We start from the raw sequence: 26,982 nt of genomic DNA on the forward strand, positions 1-26,982 counted from the left end.
TCCCGGACACGCGATGTATTACAAGCCCTTCTGCACGCGCGCCAGCACGACGTCACGCCCGAACAGTTCCAGCACCGCATCGATCGCCGGCGTCTGCAGCTGGCCCGTCAACAGCAGGCGCAGCGGCATGGCCAGTTGCGGCATCTTGAGGCTGTGGGCGGCCAGCACTTCCTTGAGCATGGCCGCCAGCGCCGCCTTGTTCCAGTCCACGGTGGCAGAGCGCTCTGCAAAAGTGCCCAGCGCGGCGCGCACGGCGTCGGTCAGGTGCAGGGCCAGCAATTCAGGATCCGGCTGCGGATCGCGGTAGAACAACATCGCCGCATCGGCCAGCTCGTTGATCGTGTTGACGCGCTCCTTCATCAGGCCCAGCACGGTCGGCAGCGCCGGGGCGCCATCGAAGCGCGCGCCGTCGCGCTCCAGCTTCGGCAGCGCCAGCTGCGCCAGGCGCTCGTTGTCGGTCTGCTTGATATAGTGGTTGTTCAGCCAGCCCAGCTTTTCGGGGTTGAACTGGGCCGCCGATGCGGTCAGGTGTTCCAGGTTGAACCACTCGGTGAACTGCTGCATCGAGAAGATCTCGTCGTCGCCGTGGCTCCAGCCCAGGCGCGCCAGGTAGTTCAGCATTGCTTCCGGCAGATAGCCCTGCTCCGGATATTCCATCACGCTCACCGCGCCGTGGCGCTTGGACAGCTTCTGGCCGTCGGCGCCCAGGATCATCGGCAGGTGGCCGTACTGCGGCAGCTCGGCGCCGAGCGCGCGCAGGATGTTGATCTGGCGCGGGGTGTTGTTGACGTGGTCGTCGCCGCGCAGCACGTGGGTGATCTTCATGTCCCAGTCGTCGACCGCGACGCAGAAGTTATAGGTCGGCGTGCCGTCCGGACGCGCGATGACCAGGTCGTCCAGCTCCTTGTTGCCGATCGTGATCGGCCCTTTGACCACGTCCGTCCAGGTCACTTCGCCGTCGAGCGGGTTCTTGAAGCGCACCACCGGCTTGACGCCTTCAGGCACGGCGGGCAGGGTCTTGCCCAGCTCCGGACGCCAGGTGCCGTCGTAGCGCGGCTTTTCGCCGGCCGCGCGCATGCGCTCGCGCATCGCCTCGACTTCTTCCGGCGAGCAGTAGCACAGATAGGCGGTGCCGGCGTCCAGCATGCCCTTGACCACCTCGCGATAGCGGTCCATGCGCTGCATCTGGTAGAACGGGCCTTCGTCGTGCTCCAGGCCCAGCCACTTCATGCCGTCCAGGATCGCCTGCACCGCTTCCGGCGTCGACCGTTCGAGGTCGGTGTCCTCGATGCGCAGGATGAAGGTGCCGCCGAAGTGGCGGGCATAGGCCCAGGAATACAGCGCGGTGCGCGCGCCGCCCAGGTGGAGGTAGCCGGTCGGGCTGGGAGCGAATCGGGTGCGAACGGTCATGGCAGAAAGCAATCAGGTAAAAGAGCGTATTTTACCCCGTCGCCCTGCGCGCGGCTGCATCGGTCAGCCGCCCGCCGCCCCTTCCTGCGCCGTCCCCGCCGCCCGCCTGGCGTCGAGATAGGCGGCCAGCTGCGCCACCGTCTGGTATTCATACAACAGCTCGGCATTGATCGTCATCCCGGTCTGGCGCTCGAGCTCCAGGGCCACCGGCATCGCCGACAGCGAATCCAGTCCCACCTCGGCGAAGGGCTGGTCGTCGCCCAGCGTCTCGACGCCGCCATCCAGCCCGTACAGCAGGCAGCGCCGCACCAGCGCCCGGGTGTCCTCCAGGCCGGCCGGCGCCGGCGCCTCCATTTTCGCCGGCGCGGGAACGGACGCGCGCGCGGCCGCCTCCCCGGCGCCGGGCGCCCAGCCGGGTTCCAGCAGCGGATCGCGCTCACGGCCCTCCCCCGCCGCCTCCTGGTCCGGCGTGCCGATCGCGTCGGCATAGGCGTCGATGCGCGCCGCCAGGGTCGCCGGCGCCGCCGGCGCGCCATGCTTGAGCTGCGCCCGCAACGCCGACCAGCGGCGCCGCGCCCAGGGGGCCGCCGGGCCGTCGCCGCAGGCTGCCACCAGCAGGGTCCAGGCGCACAGTTCGCCGGCCGCATAGCCCGGGCAGGTCGCGCCGGCCTCCAGCAGCGCCGCGCGCGCCTGCTGCGCCACGTCCGCCCCGTCCAGCACGTCGGCGGCGAACGCCAGGCAGCCGCCGTCCAGCGCGCCGGCGCCCAGGTGCACGTACAGCGCCTCGGTCGGCCCTTCCAGGATGCGCATCACGCGCGCGTCGCGCATCAGGAGCGGCGCCAGGCTCGGCTCCAGGTAGCCGCGCCCGCCCAGCAGCTGCATCAGCATGTCGGCCGCCTCCCACAGCAGCTCCGAGGCCACGCACTTGCAGGCCATGCAGGCTTCCTGCGGCAGGCCGCCGCGGGCGCCCTGGGCCCCATGAGCGCCGCCCCGATCGTCGTAGGCGCCGAGCGCGCGCACCAGCGCCTCGAGCGCGTCGATCGCGCTTGTCAGGCCGTCCAGCCGCGCCAGGGTCACCGGATGCTCGAGCAGGCGCCCGCCCGCCACCTCGCGCCGGCTGGCGTAGCGCAGCATCAGCTGGGCGCAGCGCTTCATGCCGCCCACGCACAGCGCGCCGATGCCGAGCCGGGCGAAGGCCATCGCGTCGCGCGCCACCTCCATGCCGGCGCCTGGCTGGCCCAGCACGTGGGTGTCGGGCACGAACACGTCGTCGAAGCGCAGCGCGTTCTGGACCATGGCGCGCATGCCCATGGTCAGCGCCTCGGCGTCCTGGCGCAGGTCCGGCGCGTCGTCCGGCAGCAGCAGCGCGACCGTTCCCAGCGCCATCCCCTGCTCGTCCAGCGCGCGCGCCACCACCGTGATCCAGCCGGCCCAGTTGGCCAGGCCGATCAGGTGCTTGTCGCCATTCAGGCGCCAGCCCCCTGGGCAGCGCTGGGCGCGGGTGCGCATCGCCAGCGGATTGGCGCCCGCCGCCGGCTCGGTCAGCGCGAACGCGGCCAGCTGGCGCCCGCCGGCCAGGTGCGGCGCCACCGCCGCGCGCAGGCGCTCGGGCGCGAAGCGCAGCACCGGCCGCAGCCCCAGGCCGTTGTGCACCCCGACCGCCGTCGCCAGGGTCAGGTCGATCGCGGCCAGCTGCTCCATCAGGCGCAGCAGGTCGCCGGTCGCCAGCGCCTTGCCGCCCAGGGCGAGCGGCGCCTGCATGCCGAGAAAGCCGTGATTGCCCAGGTCGAGCAGGACGTGCGGCGGCATCGTGCGGCGCTCATCCATCAGGCGCGAGTCGAGCCGGCGCGGCGCCCAGCGCCGCAGCCAGTCGCGCATCTCGCCCGCCGTGCGCCGGCTCTGCTCGGCGGCGCTCGGGTCGCGCCCGTCGCTGCTGCGACGGCGCGGATGCAGTTCGCGCTCCGGATACCGCGCCGCGTACACCACGTCCAGTTCCTCGCGCGCGGCCAGCGCGCGACACAGCGCGCGCTGCACCTTGCCGCTGCTGGTGCGCGGGAAGGATCCGGGCCGCACCAGCGCCAGCAGTTCGACCGTGGTGCCGAAGCGGCTGGCCACCGCGCTGCGGATGCGTCCGACCAGCGCGTCGAGCTGGGCCAGGCTGGCGGCGTCGCCGCGCCCGCGCCGGGCGATGCGCACCAGGCGGCGGTCGGCTTCGAGCACGATCGCCAGCCGTTCCTGGCCGCCGTCGTCGACGCCGAACACCGCGCAGCGGTTCGGCTCCAGGAAACCGGCCACCTCTTCCACCAGCATCTCGACGTCCTGCGGATAGATATTGCGGCCATTGACGATCACCAGGTCCTTCAGGCGCCCGGTGATGTACAGCTCGCCGTCGCGCACGAAGCCCAGGTCGCCGGTGCGCAGCCAGGGTCCGGCGCCGTCCGCCAGCCTGGCCTCGAAAGCGGCCTGCGCCACGAAAGGCGCGTTGCGGTAGCCGCGCGCCACCGCGGGTCCGGCCAGCCAGATCTCGCCGACCCGGCCAGGGCCCGCCGGACGGCAGCTGTCCGGATCGACCGCCAGCAGGTCCACGCCCGGCGCCGGCGGGCCGCAGCTCACCAGTTCGCGCGCATCGGGGTCGCTGCGGTCGGCCTCGCGCACCTGGCCCGCCTCGAGCCGCGACTGGCTGAGGGCGAAGGTGCGCGGCGCCTGCCCGCGCGGACCGCCCGCCGCCAGCAGGGTGTGCTCGGCCAGGCCGTAGCAGGGGAAAATCGCGCCGGGCCGCAAGCCGCACTCGGCGAAGGCCGCGAACAGGCGGCGCACGGTGGCCGCGCGCACCGGCTCGGCGCCGTTGTACGCCACCGTCAGGCAGGACAGGTCGAGCCGGGCCTTGTCTTCCTGCGTGGCGCGGCGCGCGCACAGGTCCCAGGCGAAATCGGGCGCGCCGGCGCAGGTGGCGCGGTAGGCATGGATCGCCTCCAGCCAGCGCTGCGGCTGGCGCAGGAAGGTCGCGGGCGCCATCAGGACCGAGCGAAAGCCCACGCTGACCGGCGTGACGATGCTGCCCACCAGGCCCATGTCGTGGAACGGCGGCAACCAGCTCACCATGACGCTGTCGGCGTCGAAGCCGAAAGCGGCGCGGATCATGGCGACGTTGGTGGCCAGGCTGGCATGTCCCACCTCGACGCCGCGCGGCGCCATGGTGGAGCCGGAGGTGTACTGGATGAAGGCCAGCGCATCGGGCGCAGTCATGGGCAACTGCGTCGGCACTCCTTGCAGCGCATCGGTGCACAGCAGGCGCGTACGGCCGCCATCCATCACGAAGGCCAGCCCGGGCGCGGCCTCGCGCAGGGCCAGCGCCAGCGCCGGATCGGCGTCGACCAGCAACGCGCGCAGATGCCGCTCGCCGCCGTTGCGGCGCGGCAGCGGGGCCGGCACCGCCACCAGGCCGGCGCGCAGGCAGGCGAAGAAGGCGGTCACGAAGGCCAGGCCGGGCGGATACAGCAGCAATGCCCGTTCGCCCGGCGCAGCCTCGCGCGCCAGCACCCCGGCCAGCGCCTCGACGCGCGCGGCCAGCTCGCCATTGCTGAGGGATTCCTCGCGCCCGTCCTCGCGCAGGAAGGTGAAGGCGACGCGTTCGGGCGCGCTGCGCGCGTGGCGTTCCAGCTGGCGCAGGACGAAAGCCGCCTGCAGCGGCTCGCTCTCAGCCACGATAGCGCTCCTGGTAGGTCTCGCGCGGCGACTTGCCGACGAAGGCGCCGGCGCCGGCGCGGCCGCAGGCATTGGCGACCAGGCTGGCGCCGCGCCGCAGCTGGGCCGGCGTGTGCTGGGCCATCAGCTGCAGCCGCAGCCGCGCCGCGCCGAGCGGCACGCCGGGAAACTCGACCGGGTTGACGAACACCGAATCGCGCGCCACCAGCATGCCGGCCACGCGCGCCGCGCTTTCCAGGCCGGTCCACACCGGCACGATCGGCGACGGCTCGCCCAGGCAATGCAGGCCAGAACAGGCCAGCAGCGCGCGCAGCTCGACCGCGTTGCGCAACAGGTCGGCGCGCAGCCCGTCGCCCTCGCTCGAGGCGACGATGCGCAGGCTTTCCAACGCCACCGCCGCCTGCATCGGCGGCAGCGCGTTCGAGAACATGTGCGGCCCGGCGTACAGCTGCAACTGGCGCCGCGCCCCCTGGCTGGCGCAGGCGACGAAGCCGCCGTTGGTGGCGAAGGTCTTGGAAAAGCTGCCCATCACGATGTCGATCCGTCCCTGCATGCGCTGGCTGGCCACCACCCCGCCGCCGCCCGGCCCCAGCGCGCCCAGGTCATGCGCCACGTCGACCAGCAGGGTCGCGCCGTATTCGCGGCACAGGTGCTGCAGCAACGGCAGGTCGGGGCTGTCCGCGTCCATGCTGAACAGCCCCTCGGTCACCACCAGGATGCCATTGACCGCGTCCAGCGCGCGGATCCGCGCCAGCAGCTCGCGCACGTGGTCGCAGTCGAGGTGGCGGTGCACCAGCACGTTGCGGGTGGCGCAGGCCGCGCCCTGGCGCAGCGAGGCGTGGGCCAGGGCGTCGATCACCACGTGGTCGAACGAGTGCACCAGGGCCGTGATCACGCCGAAGGCCGCCGCCCAGCCGGTCGGGAACAGCACCAGCTGGTCGAGGCCCAGCAGCTCGCCGAGCGCGCTTTCCAGCGCCTGCGAATGGCGGGTATTGCCCAGCAGGACGGCCGAGCCGGCGCTGTGCGGCCCGGCGTCGTGCAGCGCGCGCCGCGCCGCCTCGTGCACCGCCGGATGGGCGGCCAGCGACAGGTAGTCCTGGGACGCGAAATTGATGCCGCGCGCGGGCGAGGCGCCATCGTCGGCCACGCTCGCCAGCGGACCGGGCGCGCCGATCAGCACCCTGCCGTAGGGCCAGACGCCGTGGCGGGCGCGCAGCTGCACCCAGGCGTCGAGCGCGCCGCCGCGGCGCAGCAGGTCACGCCCGCGCGGCTGGGCGTACTGGGCGACGTTGCCGTCCAGGGCGCCGGAAGCGCCCAGGGCCGCCGGGTCGCGCACCGGGTCGAAGGGAATCGATTCATTCTGCACGGCGTCCTCCAGCTACGGATTCAAGAATGCGGGTTGGCGCGAGCGTGTCGTCGGCGCACTCGCGCTGCTGGCGCCCCAGCAGCGCCGCCACCAGCTCGGGCGCCAGCGGCCGGTCGAACAGGTAACCCTGGGCGGCGTCGACGCCCATCGCGCACAGGTCGCCCAGCTGCTCCGGCGTCTCGACCGACTCGGCGATCACCGAAAGGCCAAGGCGGTGCGCCATCGCCACGATGCTGTCGGCGACGGCGTAGGCGCGCGCGCGGCCGCTGGCGGCGCCCAGACGGCGCACGAACAGGCCATCCATCTTGAGGATGTCCACCGGCAGCTCGCACAGGTAGTTCAGGCTCGAATAGCCGGTGCCGAAATCGTCGATCGAGACCAGCACGCCGGCGCGGCGCAACTGGTTAACCACGGCGCAGTTGGCCGCCAGGTCCTCGATCAGGATGCCTTCGGTGATCTCGAGATCAAGGCACGCGGGCGGCATTCCGGTCTCGGCCAGGATGGCCAGCATGCGCCCGGCCAGGCCCGGCTCGCGCAGCTGGCGCGCCGACAGGTTGACCGCGGTCTTTATCTCCGGCAGGCCGGCGGCGTGCCAGGCGCGGTTCTGCAGGCAGGCGCAGCGCAGCACCCACTCGCCGATCGGGACGATCATCCCGGTCTCCTCGGCCAGCGGGATGAAGCGGCCCGGGTCGATCCGGCCGTACGCCGGATGCTGCCAGCGCACCAGCGCCTCGACCCCGATCACGCGCCGCTCGCGCAGCTCGACCTGCGGCTGGTATTCGATGAACAGCTGGCCCTGGGCCAGGGCGTCGCGCAAGCCGTTCTTCAGCGCCAGGCGCTCGCTCTGCGGCGGCGCCAGCGCGCCGGCGGCGGCGCCGCCGCTGCCCGCATAGAAGCGCACGATGTTCTGGCCCCAGCCCTTGGCGCTGCGCATCGCGATGTCGGCGCGCTTGAGCAGCGCGTCGACGTCGCAGTCCGGCGCCGGATAGAGGGCGATCCCGACCGCCAGCGTCACGTAACAATCGCGTCCCGCGACCGTCAGCGGCGCCGTGAAGCGGTCGAGGATCTTGTCGGCCACCAGCTGGGCGTCGGCCTGGCTGCCCAGGTCTTCCAGCAGCGCCACGAATTCGTCGCCGCCCCAGCGCGCCACCGTGTCGCAGTCGCGCAGGCAGCGCCGGATCGCGCCGCCGGCCTGGTGCAGCAGGATGTCGCCGGCCTCGTAGCCGAGCGCGTCGTTGACTTCCTTGAAGCGGTTGATGTTCAGCAGGAGCAGCGCCACCAGGCGGCCGTTGCGGCGCGCGCGGTCCATCGCATGGCGCAGGCGGTCGCGCAGCAGGCGCCGGTTCAAGAGGCCCGTCAGCTGGTCGCGCTGGAAGCCGTCGGCGCCGTCCAGCGGCGCACGGGCGTCGGTGACCGGCGCGCCCAGGCTTTTCGCCACTTCGGCCGGCCCATCCTCGCCATGGCACAGCACCCGGTTGCGGCCGCCCGACTTGGCCAGGTACAGGGCCTGGTCGGCGCGCACGATGGTTTGCGCCACCTTCTCGCCCAGCCGGTACTCGGCCACGCCGGCCGACACCGTCAGCGTGATGGTGCGCTCCGCGTCAAGGCAGCGCAGGCCTTCGACCGCGCCGCGCACCCGTTCGGCCAGCGCGATCGCGCTCGCGGCCGGCGTCTCGGGCAGCATCAGCAGGAACTCTTCTCCGCCATAGCGCCCGAAGGCGTCGAGCGCGCGCAGCTGCTCCTGCACCGTGCGGGCGAAGTCGCGCAGCACGGCGTCGCCGGCCGCGTGGCCATAGGTGTCGTTGATGCGCTTGAAGAAATCGATGTCGAACAGGCACAGGCAGAACTCGCTGCCGTTGCGGTCGGCGCGCTCCTTTTCCTTTTCCACGAGGTCGAGCAGGAAGCGGCGGTTATGGATGCCGGTCAGCTCATCGCGGATCGCCAGCTCGTTGATGGTGGCCAGGGCCTGGCGCAGGCGCGAAAAGCCGTCGTTCTTGGTCAACTCGAACAGCAGCACGAACACCAGCACCACGACGTACAGGCCGAGGTCGCACACCAGGTGCAGCAGCGGCATGTCGGTCCGCGGCGTCAGCGGCTGGGCCAGGCCGTTGGCCTCCAGCAGGTAGATCAGGGTGGCGCTGGCGCAGCTCATGGCCAGCCAGAAGCCGGCGCAGCGCTTCCCACCCAGGAACATGGCCACCACCGGCCCCGTGATCAGCCAGCTGACGGTGGGCGAGACGATGCCGCCCAGGTGCCAGCTGAGCCAGCTGAAATTGAAGAACAGCGCGCACAGGAACACTTCGCGCGCCGCCACCGCGCTGCCGGTCAGGCGCAACACCGGCGGCGCCGACAGCATCACCGCGCAGCACAGCAGGATCTCGACCGCGGCCGTCTCCAGGCCCAGCAGCCAGTAGGCGAGCGCGTACAGCGGCCCGGCGGTGCCGGCCATTACCGCCGCATTCACCACGTTGCCGGCGCGCGCCGCCTGGGCCGCGTCCTGCTGCAGCGCGGCGGGGATGAAGCGGTGCGCGACGCCCAGGTAGCGCCCGCTCCACCGCTGTGTGCTGTCGTCGTCCATGTGATTCCCAATACCCGTTTGCACACCCGTGCGGTGGTCGCTCAAGGTCAGAGTGTAGGTAGGGAATTTCCTAACGACTTTATTTTCAAACAGATAGTTAGCAGGAAAATGCTGACCGATCGGCGCAGTTTCGGGATGCGAAATGAATGACGCGCGCCAACAACAAGGTGCTGGCGCGCGTCGGCGGGAGGGAGTGGAGCGGGGCTTGGCGCCCCGACTCGCGTCAGTCGTTCTTGACGACGATGCTCGGGAACTTGCTGCTCATGTCCTTTGCCTTTTCGGCGATCTTGACCGCGACCTTGCGCGCGATCTGCTTGTAGACGGCAGCGACCTGGCCCTCCGGATCGGCGACCACGGTCGGACGGCCGGCGTCGGCCTGTTCGCGGATCGCCATGGTCAGCGGCAGCGCGCCCAGGAAATCGATGCCGAAGTCGGCGCACATCTTTTCGCCGCCGCCATGGCCGAAGATCGCTTCGGTGTGGCCGCAGTTGGAGCAGGTGTGGGTGCTCATGTTCTCGACCACGCCCAGGATCGGGATGCCGACCTTCTCGAACATCTTGAGGCCCTTGCGCGCGTCGAGCAGGGCGATGTCTTGCGGGGTGGTGACGATCACGGCGCCGGTGACCGGCACTTTCTGCGACAGCGTCAGCTGGATGTCGCCGGTGCCCGGCGGCATGTCGACGATCAGGTAGTCCAGGTCGCGCCAGTTGGTTTGCTCGAGCAACTGCTGCAGGGCGCCGCTGGCCATCGGGCCGCGCCATACCATCGGCTCGTCCGGATCGATCATGAAGCCGACCGACGACACCTGGATGCCGTGGTTCTCGAGCGGCTCCATGCTCTTGTTGTCGTGGCTGACCGGACGGCCGGACACGCCCAGCATCATCGGCTGCGATGGGCCGTAGATGTCGGCGTCGAGCATGCCGACGCTGGCGCCCTCGGCGGCCAGGGCCAGGGCCAGGTTGACGGCCGTGGTCGATTTGCCAACGCCACCCTTGCCCGAGGCGACGGCGATGATGTTCTTGACGTTCGGCATGACCTTCATGCCGCGCTGCACGGTGTGCGACACGATCTTGCTGTAGGCGCGGATGGCGACGCCTTCGACGCCGGGCAGTTCCAGCACGGCGGCGGCGGCCATGCCGCGCAACATTTCGACCTGGCTGGCGGCCGGGTAACCCAGCTCCAGCTCGAAGGTGACCTGGCCGCCTTCGATCTTGATGTTCTTGACCGACTTGGTCGTGACAAAGTCTTTTTGGGTGTTAGGATCGATGACTTCCGACAAAGCGGTCTTGACGTCGTTCTCAGTGATGCTCATGGTGCTCTCCGGATGATATTGGGGCGAAGTGTAGCGCAAAACGGCCGGCTTGCTGGGCCGATGGACGCAAAACCGGGCAATACCCCCTGAGCGCGCAGGGCCATCCACTGGTAAAATGCTTCTTTTCATATAACCCGAGCGTTTCGACACCATGACCCGCAAGCTGTTCGTCACCACCGCACTGCCCTACGCCAATGCTGCCTTCCATATCGGCCACATGATGGAATACATCCAGGCCGACATCTGGGTGCGCTTCCAGCGAATGCAGCGCGACAATGGTACGCAACGCGAGGTGCATTTCGTCTGCGCCGACGATACCCACGGCACGCCGATCATGATCGCGGCCGAGAAGGAAGGCATCACGCCGCAGGAATTCGTGGCCAAGATCGCCGCCGGCCGCCCGCAATACCTGAACGGCTTCCATATCGCCTTCGACAACTGGTATTCGACCGATTCGCCGGAAAACGTCGAACTGTCGCAGGGCATCTACCGCAAGCTGCGTGATGCCGGCCTGATCGTCACCAAGACCGTCGACCGCTTCTACGACACCGCCAAGGGCATGTTCCTGGCCGACCGCAACATCAAGGGCGAGTGCCCGGTGTGCCACGCCAAGGACCAGTACGGCGACAACTGCGAAGTGTGCGGCGCCGCCTACCAGCCGACCGAACTGATCAACCCGTTCTCGGTGTTCACCGGCTCGACCCCGGTGCTGAAGCCGTCCGAGCAATATTTCTTCAAGCTGTCCGACCCGCGCTGCTTCCAGTTCCTGAAGGAATGGCTGAACACCCCGGGCCGCCTGCAGCCCGAGATGGTCAACAAGGTGTCGGAATGGCTGGGCGAAGAAGGCGAGAAGCTGGCCGACTGGGACATCTCGCGCGACGCGCCCTACTTCGGCATTCCGATTCCGGATGCGCCGGGTAAATTCTTCTACGTGTGGCTGGACGCGCCGGTCGGCTACCTGGCCAGCCTGAAGAACTATTTCGAGAAGCAAGGCAAGGACTTCGACGCCTTCCTGAACGACCCCGACGCCGAACAGCTGCACTTCATCGGCAAGGACATCGTCTCGTTCCACCTGCTGTTCTGGCCGGCCATGCTGAATTTCTCGGGCCACCCGATCATCGACAAGCTGAAGGTCGCGGTGCACGGCCACCTGACCGTCAATAACGAAAAGATGTCCAAGTCGCGCGGCACCGGCATTTCGCCGCTGCGCTACCTGGAGCTGGGCATGAACCCGGAGTGGCTGCGCTACTACCTGGCCTTTAAGCTCAACGCCAAGGTCGAAGACCTGGACTTCAATGGCGACGACTTCGTGGCCCGCGTGAACAGCGACCTGATCGGCAAATATGTCAATATCGCCAGCCGCTGCGCCGGCTTCGTCGCCAAGCGCTTCGACGGCAAGCTGGCCGACAGTCTGTCGCAGACCGCCCGCGACACCATCTGCAAGGCCCTGATGGCGGACGGCGCCGAGCGCCAGACCAGCATCGCCGCCGCCTTCGAGGCGCGCGAATATGGCCGCGCCCTGCGCGAGATCATGGAAATCGCCGACGTCATCAACCAGTACGTCGACGAGCACAAGCCCTGGCTGCTGGCCAAGGATGAAACCAAAACCGCGGAATTGCACGACGTGTGCACCACGGCGCTCATCCTGTTCCGCCAGCTGACCATCATGCTGGCGCCGGTGCTGCCGAACGTGGCGGCGCGCGTGACGGAATTCCTGGGCGATGCAGAACTGAGCTGGGCCGACACCCATGGCGCCGCCGTCTACGAAACCATGCTCGGCCGCACCATCGGCGCCTATGCGCACCTGATGCAGCGCGTCGATGCCAAGATGGTCGAGAACCTGTTCGACAAGCCTGCGCCTGCCGCGGTTCCTGCACCGGCGCCGAAGGCTGAGGCAACGCAAGCACCGCAGGCCGAGTCGGCCGGCGACAGCGACATCGAAGCCCTGGCCCCGGAAATCTCGATCGACGACTTCACCAAGATCGACCTGCGCGTGGCCAAGATCGTCAACTGCGAACATGTGGAGGGCTCGAGCAAGCTGCTGCGCCTGACCCTGGACGTGGGCGAAGGCCGTCACCGCAATGTGTTCTCGGGCATCAAGTCGGCCTACCAGCCGGAAGACCTGATCGGCAAGCTGACCGTGCTGGTCGCCAACCTGGCGCCGCGCAAGATGAAATTCGGCGTCTCGGAAGGCATGGTACTGTGCGCCTCGAGCGCCGACGAGAAAACGAACCCGGGCCTGTACCTGCTGGACCCGATGCCGGGCGCGACGCCGGGCATGCGTATCCGCTGAATTGTTAAGGCATGAGGTCGCTCTACCACCGGCACGGCTGGTCGTAGAGCGGCCTCATGCAAGTCTCGGGAAGCATTCCCGAGCTTGTGGCGTGTGTGTACAATGCCATGTTTTAAATATGACAAAACGCCGCCACAAACTCTTTTGATAGGTAGCTAATAATATGACCGATTTGACTCCTCTCCGCCATATCCCAGAAGCCAATGTGTTCCGTAAGGGCGACGTCTTCGTCCTGTTCGGCGAACTGTTCGGCCGCGGCTATGTGAACGGCCTGATCGACCAGGCGCGCGCCGCCGGCATGACCATCGTCGGCGTCACCGTGGGTCGCCGCGACGACAGCGGCGCCCTGCGCGCCCTGAACGACGAAGAACTGGCCGAGGCGGAAGAGAAACTGGGCGGCCGCATCATCAACGTGCCGCTGATGGCCGGCTTCGACATGGACGCCCCGGAAGGCGAACAGAACCCGACCGAAATGCTGTCCGGTATCACCCTGAAGAACTGGCAGGAAGAAAAGCTGGACTGGGAACGCATCGAGCGCTGCCGCGCCGCCGGAGTGGCCCGCTTCACCGGCTCGGCCGCGACCGTGATGGCGGAGATCGACAAGCTGGTGCCGGAAGGCGCCAACGTCTTCTTCGCCCACACGATGGCCGGCGGCATCCCGAAGATCAAGGCCTTCCTGGCCATCGCCAACCGCATCTACAAAGGCCGCGGCGAGCGCTTCATGTCGTCGCGCGCCCTGCTCGACAGCGACCTGGGCAAGCTGATCCTGATGAACTTCGACGAAGTCTCGGCCAACACGCTCAAGTACCTGATCGACGCGTCTAGCGCGATCCGCGAGCGCGTGACGCAAGCTGGCGGCGAAGTGCGCTACACCGCCTACGGCTACCACGGCACCGAGATCCTCATCGAGGACAAGTACCAGTGGCAGACCTACACCAACTACACCCAGGGCTACGCCAAGATGCGCCTGGAATCGATCGCTGAAGCGGCCTGGAAGAACGGCACCTTCGCGACCGTGTTCAACTGCCCGGAGATCCGCACCAACTCGTCCGACATCTTCGTCGGCGTCGAGCTGTCGCTGTTCCCGCTGCTGCGCGCGCTGAAGAAGGAAGGCGGCGGCGCCTGGGCCGACGAGCAGTGGCGCATCTGCGAAGAGCTGCTGGGCGAAGGCACCTCGCTGCAACAGTTGCTCGACACCATCGAGGGGTACAATAACGATGCGACCAGCGCCACCTTCCGCAACTTCGAAGCCTGGCCGATGGACAACACCCCGGAGCTGGCCGACGTCATGATCGGCACCTCGGAAGCCATCACCGGCCTGCACAAGGACAAGAAGGCGCTGATCACCGATCACCTGTCGAGCCTGGTGCTGGAAGGCGCCGGCCCGTTGATGTTCCATGGCGCGTCGGAAAAAATCGCGCCGGTACTGTGGCTCAACCACGACATCATCGCCCGCCAGCTGAACGAGTTGCACAAGTAAGACTTGACGCCGGCGGCGGGTGGCAGAAGAATCTGCCCGTCGCCGGCAACCAGCCGTCATTTATCTTAAGCGAACCATGATCTTCTCGAAAAAACACGTGATGTACGAATCCGAGCACACCAAGTTCATCTCGGAGCTGAAGAAGCAGAATCCGCACCTGGACGCAGGCCAGGTCGCCGGCCGCGCCCTGCTGTGGGACAAGGAGCCGGTCTCGCTCGACGAGCAGGCCCGCATCCAGGAATCGCGCCTGCGCCAGCAGGCCTACCCGTACCAGACCAAGGTCTGAGGCCAGGAGCGCGCGCATGATGCCCCAGGGGGCGGCCGAGGGGGAGGATATCCCTCTGGAAGCCGCCGTGGATGACCAGCATGCCGCGCCATCCTCGCCGGAAGACGCCGCGATCGCGCGCCTGTATGGCGAACCGCTGACGCGCCTGCCCAACGACCTGTACATCCCGCCCGACGCGCTCGAGATCTTCCTCGACGCCTTCGAAGGTCCGCTCGACCTGCTGCTGTACCTGATCCGCAAGCAGAACTTCAACATCCTCGACATCCCGATGGCGCAGGTGACCCTGCAATACCTGGAATACGTGGAACAGATCCGCAAGAGCAACCTCGAGTTGGCGGCGGAATACTTGTTGATGGCTGCGATGCTGATCGAGATCAAATCCCGCATGCTGCTGCCGAAGCGCCAGGACGACCTGGTCGAGGACGTCGGCGACCCGCGCGCCGAACTGGTGCGCCGCCTGCTGGACTACGAGCAGATCAAGTCCGCGGCCGTCGCGCTTGGCAATGTGCCGCAAGAAGGCCGGGACTTCGTGCGCCCGCAACTGTTCGTGGAACAAGGCCTGCACACCGCCCTGCCCGACGTCGATCCCTGGGACTTGCAGCGCGCCTGGCTCGACGTGCTGCGCCGCGCCAAGCTGACCCAGCACCACCGGATCGGGCGCCAGGAATTGTCGGTGCGCGAGCATATGTCGGCCATCCTGCGCACCCTGCAATCGGAGCGCTTCGTCGAGTTCGGCGACCTGTTCGCGGGCCAGCACACGGTCCCGATCGTGGTCGTCCATTTTGTCGCCATGCTCGAACTGGCGAAAGAAACACTGATCGAAATTACCCAGGCCGAGCCCTTTGCACCGATCTACGTGCGTCTCGCCTATTCGCCGGCTTGATGCCGGTTTATTCTCATCCGTTCACCATGAAAATCATTTCTTCCATTGACGAATTGCGCGACCAGTTGCGCGGCCAGCTGCGCACCGCCTTCGTGCCGACAATGGGCAATCTGCACGAAGGCCACCTGTCGCTGATGCGCCTGGCGCGCCGTCACGGCGACCCGGTGGTCGCCTCGATCTTCGTCAACCGCCTGCAGTTCGGCCCCAACGAGGATTTCGATAAATACCCGCGCACCTTCCAGGAAGACGTGGCCAAGCTGGAAAAAGAAGGCGTCTACGTGCTGTTCGCGCCGACCGAGAAGGATCTGTATCCGGAGCCGCAGGAATACCGCGTGCGTCCGCCGGAAGGCCTGGGCAATACGCTGGAAGGCGAGTTCCGCCCCGGCTTCTTCGAGGGCGTGTGCACCGTCGTGACCAAGCTGTTCTCCTGCGTGCAGCCGCGCGTGGCCGTGTTCGGCAAGAAGGATTACCAGCAATTGATGATCGTTCGTAATATGGCGCGCCAGTTCGCCCTGCCGACCGAAATCATCGGCGCCGAGACTTTCCGCGCCGAGGACGGCCTGGCCCTGTCCTCGCGCAACGGTTACCTCTCGAGCGACGAGCGGGCCGAAGCCCCGGTGCTGTACCAGCACCTGAACGTAGTGGCCGACACCATCCGCAGCGGCGAGCGCGACATCGAAGCCGTCGAAGCACGCGCGATGGCGGCCCTGGCCGGCCGCGGCTGGAAACCGGACTATGTTTCGGTGCGCAAGCGCATCGACCTGCAGGCGCCGGAAGCTGCCGACCTGGAGCGCGGCGAGCCGCTCGTGGTGCTGGCGGCGGCCAAGTTGGGCGCCACCCGCCTCATCGATAACCTGGAAATTTGATCGATGCCAATGCTGCACGATTGATTTCCGGATTGCAACAAGATTGCAAAGAGGGTTATACTCCCGTGCAGCAGCATTTTACAATCACGTCCAGGACCCCGCCGTGAACGTCTCCGATGCCGTCGCCATTGCCCGCAAGGGCCCGCCAAAGTCTTCCGACCTCTTGAGCCGCATTCCCGGCAATGCCGCGCCACACCAGATGTCGGATCCTTTCGACATCGGCGAAGCCTTGACCGCCCTGTCGCTCAGCGGCGATCCGGTGACCGTCTATTCCGGCATCCAGGAGCCGATCCTGGTGCGGATCGAGTCGGTCGATCCGGAGTTGCCACACTTCGTGCTGGATTTCACTGGCAGTGAATTGCCGATGACCCACCACGCCACCTTCGTCAGCGCGATCGGCGGCAACGCCAAGCTGCAATTCGAACTCGAAAGCGACTGGGACAGCCTGCCCGGCCAGCCGCACCTGGTGCCGGCGACCTTCCCGGAACACTGCCTGGTGCTGAACCGGCGCTCGGCGCGCCGGGTCGAGACCCCGGTCGGCGCCAACTACAGCGCCAGCTTCGGCCTGTCGGGCCGCCTGTACGAACTGCCGCTCTACGATTTTTCCCAGGGCGGCGTCGGCATGCGCGCCACGCCCGAACAGTGTTTCGGGCTACACGTGGGCAAGAAACTGATCGGCGTGCGGCTCGAACTCGGGCCGGCGCTGGTCATCACGGCCGACCTCGAAGTGCGCCTGATGCGCCCGTTCCGCACCTTCCTGCTCGGCGAGCAGGTGCAGATCGGCTGCAGCTTTTGCAGCATCTCGATGCAGATGCAGCAGACGCTGGAGCGCTTCCTGACCAGCGAGCGCCGCACCCCGGCGCGCTGACCCGCGCCCTCTATCCTGCGTCGGCGACGCCGCCGGCCAGGTCCAGCCTGACCACCCGCAGCGTGGCGTCGTCGTCGCATTGCCGGTCGACGAAGCCCAGGCGCCTGGCCAGCCGCCGCATCGGCGTGTTGGCCGCAAGCACATACCCCTCCATGCAGCGCAATCCGCGCGCGGTTGCCTGCGCAATGAGTATCTCCAGCAAGCGCCGCGCCAGGCCGAGTCCGTGCCAGTCGTCGGCGACGGTGACGGCGAACTCGCAGGTATCAACGCCCTGCGCGCCGACATAGCGCGCGCCCGCGACGATGTCCCAGTCTGGCCCGCCCTCCCCGCTGACGGCGACCAGCGCCAGGTCATGGTCCGGGTGTGGGCGCGTCGCCGCCGCCAGCATGGCGGGCGACGGCTCGCGCACCGGCATCATGAAGCGCGCGTAGCGCGAATCCGCCGACAGCCGATGGAAGGCGTCGCGCAGTTCGTCTTCGTCCTGCGTCCGGATCTTGCGCAGCCAGACCGTGCGGCCGTCGCGCAGTTGTACCAGGGCCGGCAGCCCCGCCCTGCCAGGTGGGTCGTCCTGCATCTCAGCGCCGTTTCTTTTGCCGCGACAGGGTCTGGATTTGCGCAATCGCGATCGCCAGTTCCGACTGCGCCTTGGCGTAGTCGATCTTGGTGTCCCGGTTGCGCAGCGCCTCTTCGGCCTGCCTGCGCGCCTCGTTCGCGCTGGCTTCGTCCAGGTCGCGTCCGCGGATGGCGGTGTCCGCCAGCACCGTGACCTCGTACGGCTGCACTTCCAGGATGCCGCCGGCGACGAACACCAGTTCTTCGTCCTCCTGCCCCGGCACCTTGATGCGCACCGCCCCCGGCCGGATCCGTGTCATCAGGGGCGTATGCGTGGGATAGATGCCGAGCTCGCCGCTTTCGCCGGGCAGCGCGACGAACTCCGCGTCGCCCTCGAACACCCCTTCCTCGGCCGAGACGACGCTGGCGTGGATCGTAGGAGTTGCCATGATGTTCTCGCTCAGACCGCCGCCGCGCCGGAGACGATCTCGGACAGTTCCTTCGTGATCGCCGCCTGGCGCGTCTTGTTGTAGACCAGCTTGAGGTCGTCGATGATGCTGGCCGCGTTGTCGCTGGCCGCCTTCATCGCCATCCTGCGCGCCGAATTCTCGGACGCGAAGCTTTCGGCCACGGCCTGGTAGATCAGCGCCTCGACATAACGGATCAGCAGGTCGTCGATCACCTGGGCCGGTTCGGGCTCGTACAGGTAGTACCAGCCATGCGTGCCCCGTTCGGCCCGCACGTTTTCCGGAACCAGCGGCACCAGCTGCTCGATGACCGCTTGCTGGCTCATCGAATTGATGAACTTCGTGTAGCACAGGTGAATCGCGTCGACCTGCGCGTTCTGGTAGGCGTCGAGCAGCACCTTGGCCGGGCCCAGCAGCCGTTCGAGGTGCGGGGTGTCGCCCAGTTGCACGGCATGCGCGACCACCCTGGCGCCGATGCGGTTCATGAAGGACAGTCCCCGGTTGCCGATGACGACCAGGTCGCTGCCGATGCCGCGTTCCTGGTGTTCGCGCATGGCCTGCGTCACGGTGCGCAGGATATTGGTGTTCATGGCGCCGCACAGGCCCTTGTCGGTCGTGACCACGATGAAGCCGACCCGCTTGCCCTCGCTGTGCGTGATGAGAAAAGGATGGCTGTATTCGGGGCTCGCCTCGGCCAGATGACCCGTGATGTTGCGGATCTTGCGCACATAGGGACGCGCGGCGCGCATCCGTTCCTGCGCCTTGCGCATCTTGGACGTGGCGACCATCTCCATCGCCTTGGTGATCTTCCTGGTGCTTTCCACGCTCTTGATCTTGTCGCGTATTTCCTTGCCCCCAGCCATGATGTCTGCTCCTTGTAGGCTGCCTGGTGAACCGGCATCAGGACCAGAGTCCGGACGCCAGCAGTTGCTCAGCTTCCTCGAACACGCTTTTTTCCGGTAGCAGGCTGGTCCGCGCAAAGCGCACCAGCGCGAATGCGCGCACCCGCGGTGGCAGCGTCGGCAGGCGCGCGATCCGGAATTCGAGGTCGCTCATTGGCGCGCCCGTCGGCGTGCCCGGCTCGACCACGACGTTCATCCGGTCCAGGGTCAAGCGTCTGGTCGACACCGACAGATGCCGTGCAGGCTGGGCGAACACCGCGCGCACCTGCTCGAGTTCGCGCTCCAGCGCGTCTTCGCGCAGCCCCAGCCCGGCCAAGTCGCGCGCGTTTTCCTCGACCCGCTCTTTCAGCCGCGCCAGCTCGCCAAGGTCGCTCGCGACGTCGCCGCCGATCACCGAGCGGATGCCGCGACCCTGGCGTTCGAGCAGTTGCAGCCGCGTCTTGAGCAGCGCACGCTCGCGCTCGAGCGCGGCGCGGCGCGACTTGTCCGCGGCGGTGCGCGCCAGTCCCGCCAGCGCGAGTTCGTCCAGCAGGCGCCGCACGATCTCATCCCTGAGTTCGGCATCAACGCGGCCGCACATCCTGACCTGGTGGTCGCCGAAACTCAGCGTGGTCTGCGGCACGTCGCGGCGCATCGTTTCACCCTCTAGCCTGGCGCCCAGGACGTGGCGTTCGACCAGCTCCATCCCCAGCACCGCATACGCTTCGGGCGCGTCGCCGTTGTCGGCGAAATAGGCCCGCAAGTCGGTCGAGCGGCTGATCCGCAATGCGACGTCGTCGGGTCCGGCGAACCAGGCGTGGACATAGGGGTCGCCATCCCAGGCGGCGGCGCTGGCCTCGCGCGCCGCCGGCACGGCATCGACCAGCGCGCGCACATAGGCGTACGAGGTCGCCACCGCCGGCGCGAGATGCTTGCGGCAGTGGCGCGCCAGGTCCAGCTGCGGATGCAGCGCCAGCAGGCGTTCGATCGCCGCGTTGACGCTTTCCCTGTCCTGCGCAGTGGCGTTATCGCCCTCGCGCCTGATCCTGTCGAGCAAACCCATCGCCGGTCCTCGTTACTGCTGGTTATAGCGTTCGTTGACGATATGCACATGAATCTTCCGGTTGTTCCAGAACATGTCCTGGACGCGCGGCAGCAGAGTGCGCAGCGCTTCCGGCGGCGCATCCCGGAACGTCAACAGCACCGCAGGCCGCGAACCGTTGCCGGGCAGGTGTTCGATCTCGTCGAACGGCGGAAACCCATACTTGACCAGGAAGGCCTTGATGTCCTCGTCGCTGGTGCCCGCCTCCACGTTTCCCATCACTAAGTCAGCCATCGCAGCTCCTTTCAGGCCATGATGTGCACGCCGCCATCGACATACATGGTTTCGCCGGACAGCCGCCTGGCATACGGCGTGGCCAGGAAGGCGCAGGCGAAACCGACGTCCATGATGTCGACCAGCTCCCCGAGCGGCGCGCGCTCGGCCGCCTGCGCGAGCAGCAGGTCAAAGTCCTTCAGGCCCGAGCCCGCACGCGTCTTGAGCGGCCCCGGCGACATCGCGTGCACCCGGATATGCCTGGGCCCGAGTTCATAGGCCAGATAGCGCGCGCACGCTTCCAGCGCGGCTTTGACCGGCCCCATCAGGTTGTAGTTGGCGACCACCTTGTTGGCGCCGTAGTAGCTCATCGTGAACATGCTGCCGCCGTCCTTCATCAGGCGCGCCGCCTGGCGCGCCATGCGCACGAAGGAGTGACACGAGATGTCCATCGCCTGGCCGAAGCCCTCGGCGCTGCTGTCGAGCAGGCCGCCCTGCAGGTCTTCCTTCGGCGCCCAGGCGATCGAGTGCACGAACAGGTCGAGCTTGCCCCATTGCCGTTCGATCTCGCCGAACACGGCCTGGATGTCTTCCGGCCTGGTCACGTCGAGCGGCATGAAGACCGGCGCGCCGAGCTCGCGCGCGAGCGGTTCGACATAGGTCCTGGTCTTTTCGCCGGTATAGGTGATGGCGAGTTCCGCGCCGAGCTCGCGGAATGCCTTGGCGCATCCGTAAGCGATCGAATGCTCGTTGGCGATCCCGGAGACCAGGGCCTTCTTGCCCTCCAATATCGGGCGGTGGCGTTCATTCGTCATGACGAAGCTCCTTCGATTGAATTCATGCCCTCGATCCGCATCTGCGGCACCTGGCCCGGCACCACCAGCTCGGCCTCGGTGGCGGCCAGCACCTGTTCCACCCCGACGCCGGGCGCGGTTTCCAGCAAGGTGGCGCGTCCGCCTTCGAAGCCGATGACGGCCAGTTCGGTCACCAGGAGGTCGATCGCGCGCGTCGACGTCAGCGGCAGCGAGCATTGCCGCACGATCTTCGGCTTGCCCTTGGCGGTATGCTGCATGGCGACGATGACACGCCTGGCGCCCGTCACCAGATCCATGGCGCCGCCCATGCCGGGCACCATCTTCCCGGGAATCATCCAGTTGGCCAGCAAGCCCCCCTGGTCCACCTGCAGGCCGCCCAGCACCGTGAGGTCGAGGTGCCCGCCACGGATCAGGCCGAACGAGAGCGCGCTGTCGAAGGTCGCGGCGCCAGGCAGGGCCGTGACCGGCTGGCCGGCGGCGTCGGTCAGATAGGCCTGGGCCAGGCCCTCCTGCGGAATCGGCCCGGTGCCGACCAGGCCGTTCTCGGACTGGAAATAGATGTGCATATCGCGCGGGACGTAGTTGGCGACCAGGGTCGGAATGCCGACGCCGAGGTTTGCCAGCATCCCCGCGCGCAGTTCCTGGGCGATGCGTCTGGCGATCAGGGTTGGCGCGTCCATGGTTCGACCTTCCATCATTCACGCGTGGGCCACGAGGTAATCGACCAGCACCGCCGGCGTCACGACATGGTCGGGCGAAATCATCCCCACCGGCACGATATGTGCGGCATCGACGATCACGGTGTTGGCGGCCATCGCGATCACGGGATTGAAATTGCGGGCGGTCAGGGCGTAGACCAGGTTGCCCTCGTAATCGGCAAGGAAGGATTCGACCAGGGCGAAATCGGCCCCGAGCGCCGTCTCCAGCAGGTAGGGTGCGCCGTCGACCTCGATCTTGCGCTTGCCCTCTTCGACCGCGGTGCCGACGCCGGTCGGCGTCAGGACGCCGCCCAGCCCGTAGCCGGCGGCGCGCAGGCGCTCGATCAGGGTGCCCTGCGGCACCAGTTCGACCTCGATGGCGCCGGCGATCATCTTTTGCTGGGTTTCCGGGTTGAGTCCGATATGGCTGACGATCGCCTTGCGCACGGCCCCGGCCGTGACCAGCTTGCCAATGCCACGGCCTGGGGTGGCGGTGTCGTTCGCGATCACGGTCAGCTCGCGCTTGCCCTGGCGCGCCAGTTCGTCGACCACCCGCTGCGGCGTGCCGACGCCCATGAAGCCGCCGATCATGAGGCTGGCCCCGTCCGGTATCATGGCGACCGAGTCCTCCAGCCTGACCGTTTTCATGCCGCCGCCCTCACTGCTTCCTTGCGCACGACTGCTCTCGTATGGCGCGCGATCATCAACTCCTCGTTGGTCGGAATCACCCAGGCCGAGACCTTGCTGCCCGCCGTGCTGATGCGCGGCCCACCGGCCGCATTGGCGGCCGGCTCGAGGTCGACCCCGAGCCAGCGCGCCGCGCGGCAGACCCGTTCGCGGATCAGCGCCGAATGCTCGCCGATGCCGGCGGTGAACACCAGGGCGCCGATGCCCTCGGTGGTGGCGGCCAGCGATCCGAGTTCGCGGCCGATGCGGTAGACGAACAGGTCGACCGCGAAGCGCGCCCGCGCATCGTCGCTGTCCAGCAAGGTCCGCATATCGCTCGAGATGCCCGACACGCCGAGCAGGCCCGACTGCTTGTAGATCAGGTCTTCGATGGCGCGCGCATCCATCTTGAGATAGTCGATCAGGAACAGCACCACGCCCGGGTCCAGGTTGCCGCAGCGGGTGCCCATCGGCAGGCCGTCGACGGCGGTGAATCCCATGGTGCTGGCCACGCTCTTGCCGCCCGCCAGCGCGCACAGGCTCGAGCCATTGCCCAGGTGCGCCACCAGGGTGGCGCGGGCGGCGCCCAGCTCCGGATAGGCCGGCAGCACCGACGCGATGTATTCGTACGACAGGCCATGAAAGCCATAGCGCCGCACCCCCAGCCTGGTGATGCTGTCCGGCAGCGCATAGGCCTGCGCCACCTCGGGCTGCGCGCGGTGGAAGGCGGTGTCGAAGCAGGCCACTTGCGGCAGGTCCGGCCGCGCATCAAGCAGGGTGCGGATCGGCGCCAGGTTGTGCGGCTGGTGCAGCGGCGCGAGCGGCGTCAAACGGTCGAGCGCTTCGATCACGGCCGGGGTGACGAGCGCCGCTTCGGTGAACTGCACGCCGCCATGCACAACGCGGTGGCCGACCGCCACCAGCCGGTGCTCTGCGCGGTGGCTGCGCAGGAAGTCGCCGATGTAGTCGGTCGCCTCCTGGTGTCCGAGCGCGGCGTCGGCTTCCCAGCGCCGCTCGCCGATCAGCGCCCCGTCGGCGTCCTTCGCGCTGAATTTCGCCGCATTGTAGAGCCCTTCGACCTGGCCGTGGAGCACGAGCTCGGGTTCGGCCGGGCCGGCGTCGAAGGCGCGGAACTTGATGCTCGACGAGCCGGCGTTAAGCACGAGAATGAGGTCGGCCATGGCGTCACCTCACCGGCTTGCCGCTCTCGCGGCGCGCCTTGACCACCAGCGTGGCGACCGCGCACGAGGCCAGCCGGGTCACCATCGAGTCGGCGCGGCTGGTGAGGATGATCGGCACCCGCGCGCCGAGGACGATGCCGGCCGCATCGGCGCCGGCCAGGAAGGACAGGCTCTTGGCCAGCATGTTGCCGGCCTCGAGATCGGGCACCAGCAGCACGTTGGCGCGCCCGGCGACGGGCGAATCGATCTTCTTGATCCTGGCCGCATCCGGGTCGATCGCGTTGTCCAGGGCCAGCGGGCCGTCGACCAGGGCGCCCTGGATCTGGTGACGGTCGACCATCTTGCACAGTGCGGCCGCCTCGACCGTGGAAGGCACTTTCGGGTTGACGGTTTCCATCGCCGACAGCACCGCCACCCGCACTTCCCTGAACTGCAGGGCGTGCGCGAGGTCGATGGCGTTCTGCAGGATGTCCATCTTTTCTTCCAGCGTCGGCGCGATATTCACGGCGGCATCGCTGATGACCAGCGCATCGGCATACCCGGGCACGTCCATGACGAAACAGTGGCTGACGCGGCGCGCGGTGCGCAGCCCAGTCTCGCGCTTGACCACCGCGCCCATCAGCTCGTCGGTATGCAGGCTGCCCTTCATCAATGCTTCGGCTTTCCCTTCGCGTACCAGCTCGACGGCCTTCGCCGCCGCCGCATGGCTGTAGGCCGCCTCGACGATCGGCACGTCGCCGATCCGCAAGCTGTTCTCTTGCGCCACCGCCTCGATCCGTGCGCGCGGCCCGACCAGGACCGGCGCGATCAGGCCGATCCGCGCGGCTTCCAGCGCGCCGGTGAGCGAGCTGGCGTCGCAGGGATGGACGACGGCGGTCGGCAGCGGCGGCAGTTCCTTGCAATAGTCGATCAGCCGCTGGTATTTCTCGTGCTTCGGTTCCATGTCGGGTCCTTTCAATGAAGGCGCGTGGAGGTCGGCGCGTCGGGGACAGTCCGGAACGCGGGCCGCTCGCCGGCCTGGCCATCGGGTTCGCCCTTGTGTTCGCCCTCATGTTCGTCACTGAGCAGCGCATGCAGCCGCTCCACCATGGCCAGCTGGGCGCCGGTCGGCGGCGTCGCCTGCACCCGCTCGTCGGCCATCAATTCGTCGACCAGGTGCAGCAGCCGTTCGCGGTCGCCACGGTCGCGCAACAAGGTCGGCAAGGTGGCGATCGCCTTCTCGGGCTCGTAGCTGGTGATGATTTCCTGCTCGCCGCGCAGGCGGCGCCACTGGTCGAGCGGCACGTCCGGCAGATAGTCGGCGTAGTCCTGCGCCAACTCCTTGCGCTTGACCAGGCGCGACAGCGGCAGCAGCGTGCCCTGTTGGGCGCGCAGGCTGGCCAGGCGGGCGAAGGCCTCGGCATAGCCGCCCTCGGCGATCGAGTCCAGCGCTTCCTGGACGTAAGGCAGCGCGCGCGCATCCTGCGTCTCCGGCGCCGCCTGCGCCGGCGTCCGGTCCGCCAGGTAGAGCGAATACATGTTCGCGTAGATGCTGAAGAAGCCCGCTTCGGTGGCGGCGTCGCGCACGGCCCGGTACAGGTCCAGCGACGCACTGGTCAGCTCGGCGCCGGCGTCTTCCAGGCGCCGCCAGGGGTCGCCTTCGCCCAGTGGGTGGCGCTGCTCCCGAACCAGCCGCGCCGCCGGTTCGAGCCACGCCATCCAGGGATTGCGGCTCGACAGCGCCCAGTTCTGCACGCGCAAGGGATGGAACACGCGCAGCAGGCGCGCGCTCAGGTCGTTGGACATGGCCTTCACCAGCGGCTGCACGAACAATTCGTAGCCGCGCTGGTTGAAGTCGGAGAGCGCCGCCACCGCCTCGAACGGCTGCTCGTCGACGCGGTTGAAGCGATTGAACTGGGTGCTGACGTCCTCGAGCCGGCGTTCGTGGAAAGTGACCTCGTATTGCGGCTTGCCGTCGGCGCTCCCGTCCCTGGCTTCGGTGATCTGCATGCCGTACAGCCCCGGCGGCAGCAGCTCGACTTCATTGAGCACCGATACCAGCTGCGTGTATTCCTTCTTCGCCACCTTGCCGGAGACGAAAATGCCGAGATGGCCGATGTCCTGGTGCAGCAGGCCCACGATCACCTGGCCGCGCGCCTTGATTTCCTCGGTGCTGCCATAGATGTCGGCCACCCAGTTGAAGGCCTGCTCGGGCGGCGTGATGTTGTCCCCCATCGACGCGAACAGGACGATCGGCATCTCGATGGCGCGCAGGTCGAAGGCCTGGCCGGTATGGCCCTTGACGTCGCCGGACCATAGCTTGTTGCCGACGAACAGGTTACGGGTGATGAATTCGATCTCTTCGCGGTTCAGCAGGTAATAGGTGCCCCACCAGCGCTCGAAGTCGAGGTAGCGCGCCGGTTCGGTGTCGGCCTGCCGGTACACCTTGTAATACTTGTCCCACAGCGAATTGGCCGGGTTCAGGTTTTCGAAGTTCTGCACCAGGTGGGCGCCGTCGAACACGCCGTTGCCGAGGTCGGCGACGAAGGAGGACAGCCACGTGCCGCCCAGCATCCCGCCGGCATAGCGCATCGGATTGTCGCCCTCGCCTTCGTTCCAGGCGCCGCTCACGTACGACATCGGCGCCCCGTTGATGAGGAGCGGCCCGGTATCGTCGGGGCTGGACGCGGCCAGCATCATCGCCGCCCAGCCCCCCTGGCAGTTGCCGATGATGGCCGGTTTCTCGCTGGCCGGGTGCAGCGCGCGCACGTGTTTCACGAACTGCCCCTCGGCGCTGCACACGTCCAGCAACGTTTGCCCGGGTTCCGGGTCGCGGAAGAAGCTGACGAAGTACACCGGATGGCCGGCGCGCATCGCCACGCCCGCCTGCGAATCGTCCTTGAAGCCGCCGATGCCGGGGCCATGGCCGGCGCGCGGATCGATGATCAGATAGGGGCGCTTGGCGGGGTCGAGCGTGACGCCGGCCGGCGGAACGATCCGCAGCAGCGCATAGTTGACCGGCCGCGCGAAGCCGCGCCCGTCGAGGACGGTTTCGTAGTCGAAATGCAGGACCGGCGCCGATCCCTTCGCCGCGCGCTCGAGGAAGTTGTCTCCGCGCTGGCGCAAGGTGTCCCAGAACAGGATGGAACGCTGGAAGGCGTCGACCGCATAATGCTGGTACGACCAGGGATTGAGTCCGGCCATCCAGGCCGCAGGCCCAACCTTGGCGTCCGGGACCTTGTCGCCCGCCGCCTCTTCCACCGCCGCCCGGGCGCGCTGGCCGAACTGCGCCAGCGCGGTCTTCACGCGCTTTTGATGGATGAGACTGATCTTGGTGCCGATCTCATGGCTCCGTGCAAGGTGCTTAGTGTCCATGTACGA

At 67.8% G+C, this 26,982-nt stretch carries 22 protein-coding genes; 6 read left to right on the top strand and 16 right to left on the bottom strand.

Annotation, left to right across the window (positions count from 1 at the left end; genetic code table 11):
• Positions 1 to 18 precede the first annotated feature (18 nt).
• The 5 genes from gltX to apbC form a co-directional block, all read right to left on the bottom strand.
• The gene (gene gltX, locus KY496_RS09060; RefSeq protein ID WP_219864539.1) at positions 19 to 1,410 is read right to left on the bottom strand and encodes a glutamate--tRNA ligase; all 1,392 of its coding nucleotides are present in this window, start codon (positions 1,408 to 1,410) and stop codon (positions 19 to 21) included.
• A 63-nt stretch (positions 1,411 to 1,473) separates the two neighbouring features.
• Entirely contained in the window at positions 1,474 to 5,115 is a 3,642-nt protein-coding gene (locus KY496_RS09065; protein ID WP_219864540.1) for an AMP-binding protein, read from the bottom strand.
• Positions 5,108 to 6,481, bottom strand: coding sequence for an aminotransferase class I/II-fold pyridoxal phosphate-dependent enzyme (locus KY496_RS09070; RefSeq protein WP_219864541.1), 1,374 nt, complete (start codon positions 6,479 to 6,481; stop codon positions 5,108 to 5,110). Before KY496_RS09070 ends, KY496_RS09065 begins: the two co-directional genes overlap by 8 nt.
• Positions 6,471 to 9,059: a diguanylate cyclase domain-containing protein gene (locus KY496_RS09075; protein ID WP_219864542.1), complete on the bottom strand. Its 2,589-nt coding sequence runs from the start codon at positions 9,057 to 9,059 to the stop codon at positions 6,471 to 6,473. Before KY496_RS09075 ends, KY496_RS09070 begins: the two co-directional genes overlap by 11 nt.
• A gap of 223 nt (positions 9,060 to 9,282) precedes the next feature.
• Positions 9,283 to 10,371, bottom strand: coding sequence for an iron-sulfur cluster carrier protein ApbC (gene apbC / locus KY496_RS09080; RefSeq protein WP_005666710.1), 1,089 nt, complete (start codon positions 10,369 to 10,371; stop codon positions 9,283 to 9,285).
• Between the two features lie 151 nt (positions 10,372 to 10,522).
• Here apbC and metG point away from each other — a divergent pair, with 151 nt between their 5' ends.
• The 6 genes from metG (at position 10,523) to KY496_RS09110 (ending at position 17,047) form a co-directional block, all read left to right on the top strand.
• Positions 10,523 to 12,664 carry a methionine--tRNA ligase gene (metG, locus tag KY496_RS09085; RefSeq protein ID WP_219864543.1) on the top strand — a complete coding sequence of 714 codons (2,142 nt, stop codon included), beginning with the start codon at positions 10,523 to 10,525 and terminating at the stop codon, positions 12,662 to 12,664.
• 163 nt (positions 12,665 to 12,827) lie between these two features.
• Positions 12,828 to 14,144: a hypothetical protein gene (locus KY496_RS09090; protein ID WP_219864544.1), complete on the top strand. Its 1,317-nt coding sequence runs from the start codon at positions 12,828 to 12,830 to the stop codon at positions 14,142 to 14,144.
• A gap of 76 nt (positions 14,145 to 14,220) precedes the next feature.
• Entirely contained in the window at positions 14,221 to 14,430 is a 210-nt protein-coding gene (locus KY496_RS09095) for a DUF3460 family protein (protein WP_005666706.1), read from the top strand.
• Positions 14,431 to 14,446: 16 nt separating this feature from the next.
• Positions 14,447 to 15,313, top strand: a complete 867-nt coding sequence (locus tag KY496_RS09100; RefSeq protein ID WP_219864545.1) for a ScpA family protein — start codon at positions 14,447 to 14,449, stop codon at positions 15,311 to 15,313.
• A gap of 26 nt (positions 15,314 to 15,339) precedes the next feature.
• Complete coding sequence (gene panC, locus KY496_RS09105) at positions 15,340 to 16,179, top strand: pantoate--beta-alanine ligase (protein WP_219864546.1); 840 nt, start codon at positions 15,340 to 15,342, stop codon at positions 16,177 to 16,179.
• Between the two features lie 103 nt (positions 16,180 to 16,282).
• Positions 16,283 to 17,047 carry a flagellar brake protein gene (locus KY496_RS09110; RefSeq protein WP_219864547.1) on the top strand — a complete coding sequence of 255 codons (765 nt, stop codon included), beginning with the start codon at positions 16,283 to 16,285 and terminating at the stop codon, positions 17,045 to 17,047.
• A 10-nt stretch (positions 17,048 to 17,057) separates the two neighbouring features.
• Here the strand turns inward: KY496_RS09110 and KY496_RS09115 are convergent, their stop codons facing one another.
• From KY496_RS09115 to KY496_RS09165, 11 genes are read right to left on the bottom strand one after another with little or no spacing between them, the layout of a single operon-like run.
• Positions 17,058 to 17,621, bottom strand: a complete 564-nt coding sequence (locus KY496_RS09115) for a GNAT family N-acetyltransferase (protein ID WP_219864548.1) — start codon at positions 17,619 to 17,621, stop codon at positions 17,058 to 17,060.
• 1 nt (position 17,622) lies between these two features.
• Positions 17,623 to 18,048 carry a F0F1 ATP synthase subunit epsilon gene (locus tag KY496_RS09120; protein ID WP_219864549.1) on the bottom strand — a complete coding sequence of 142 codons (426 nt, stop codon included), beginning with the start codon at positions 18,046 to 18,048 and terminating at the stop codon, positions 17,623 to 17,625.
• A gap of 11 nt (positions 18,049 to 18,059) precedes the next feature.
• Positions 18,060 to 18,929: a F0F1 ATP synthase subunit gamma gene (gene atpG / locus KY496_RS09125; protein WP_005666697.1), complete on the bottom strand. Its 870-nt coding sequence runs from the start codon at positions 18,927 to 18,929 to the stop codon at positions 18,060 to 18,062.
• Between the two features lie 37 nt (positions 18,930 to 18,966).
• Positions 18,967 to 20,010: a hypothetical protein gene (locus KY496_RS09130; RefSeq protein ID WP_229520484.1), complete on the bottom strand. Its 1,044-nt coding sequence runs from the start codon at positions 20,008 to 20,010 to the stop codon at positions 18,967 to 18,969.
• A 12-nt stretch (positions 20,011 to 20,022) separates the two neighbouring features.
• Positions 20,023 to 20,283: a hypothetical protein gene (locus KY496_RS09135; protein ID WP_005666694.1), complete on the bottom strand. Its 261-nt coding sequence runs from the start codon at positions 20,281 to 20,283 to the stop codon at positions 20,023 to 20,025.
• 11 nt (positions 20,284 to 20,294) lie between these two features.
• On the bottom strand, positions 20,295 to 21,077 hold the full coding sequence (gene fabI / locus KY496_RS09140; protein ID WP_071362129.1) for an enoyl-ACP reductase FabI: 783 nt from the start codon (positions 21,075 to 21,077) through the stop codon (positions 20,295 to 20,297).
• On the bottom strand, positions 21,074 to 21,757 hold the full coding sequence (locus KY496_RS09145) for a 3-oxoacid CoA-transferase subunit B (protein WP_219864550.1): 684 nt from the start codon (positions 21,755 to 21,757) through the stop codon (positions 21,074 to 21,076). The genes fabI and KY496_RS09145 overlap by 4 nt, the downstream gene beginning before the upstream one ends.
• Positions 21,758 to 21,775: 18 nt before the next feature.
• Positions 21,776 to 22,423, bottom strand: a complete 648-nt coding sequence (locus KY496_RS09150; protein WP_219864551.1) for a 3-oxoacid CoA-transferase subunit A — start codon at positions 22,421 to 22,423, stop codon at positions 21,776 to 21,778.
• Positions 22,420 to 23,622 (bottom strand): acetate/propionate family kinase, encoded by a 1,203-nt coding sequence (locus KY496_RS09155; protein ID WP_071362126.1) that lies wholly within the window; start codon positions 23,620 to 23,622, stop codon positions 22,420 to 22,422. Before KY496_RS09155 ends, KY496_RS09150 begins: the two co-directional genes overlap by 4 nt.
• A gap of 4 nt (positions 23,623 to 23,626) precedes the next feature.
• Positions 23,627 to 24,565 carry a phosphate acetyltransferase gene (locus KY496_RS09160; RefSeq protein ID WP_219864552.1) on the bottom strand — a complete coding sequence of 313 codons (939 nt, stop codon included), beginning with the start codon at positions 24,563 to 24,565 and terminating at the stop codon, positions 23,627 to 23,629.
• An 11-nt stretch (positions 24,566 to 24,576) separates the two neighbouring features.
• A complete protein-coding gene (locus KY496_RS09165) occupies positions 24,577 to 26,976 on the bottom strand; it encodes a DUF3141 domain-containing protein (protein WP_219864553.1) in 2,400 nt (799 codons plus the stop codon).
• Positions 26,977 to 26,982: the final 6 nt, after the last annotated feature.

The organism is Massilia sp. NP310 (assembly GCF_019443485.1).
Classification (GTDB): Bacteria; Pseudomonadota; Gammaproteobacteria; order Burkholderiales; family Burkholderiaceae_D; genus Telluria; species Telluria timonae.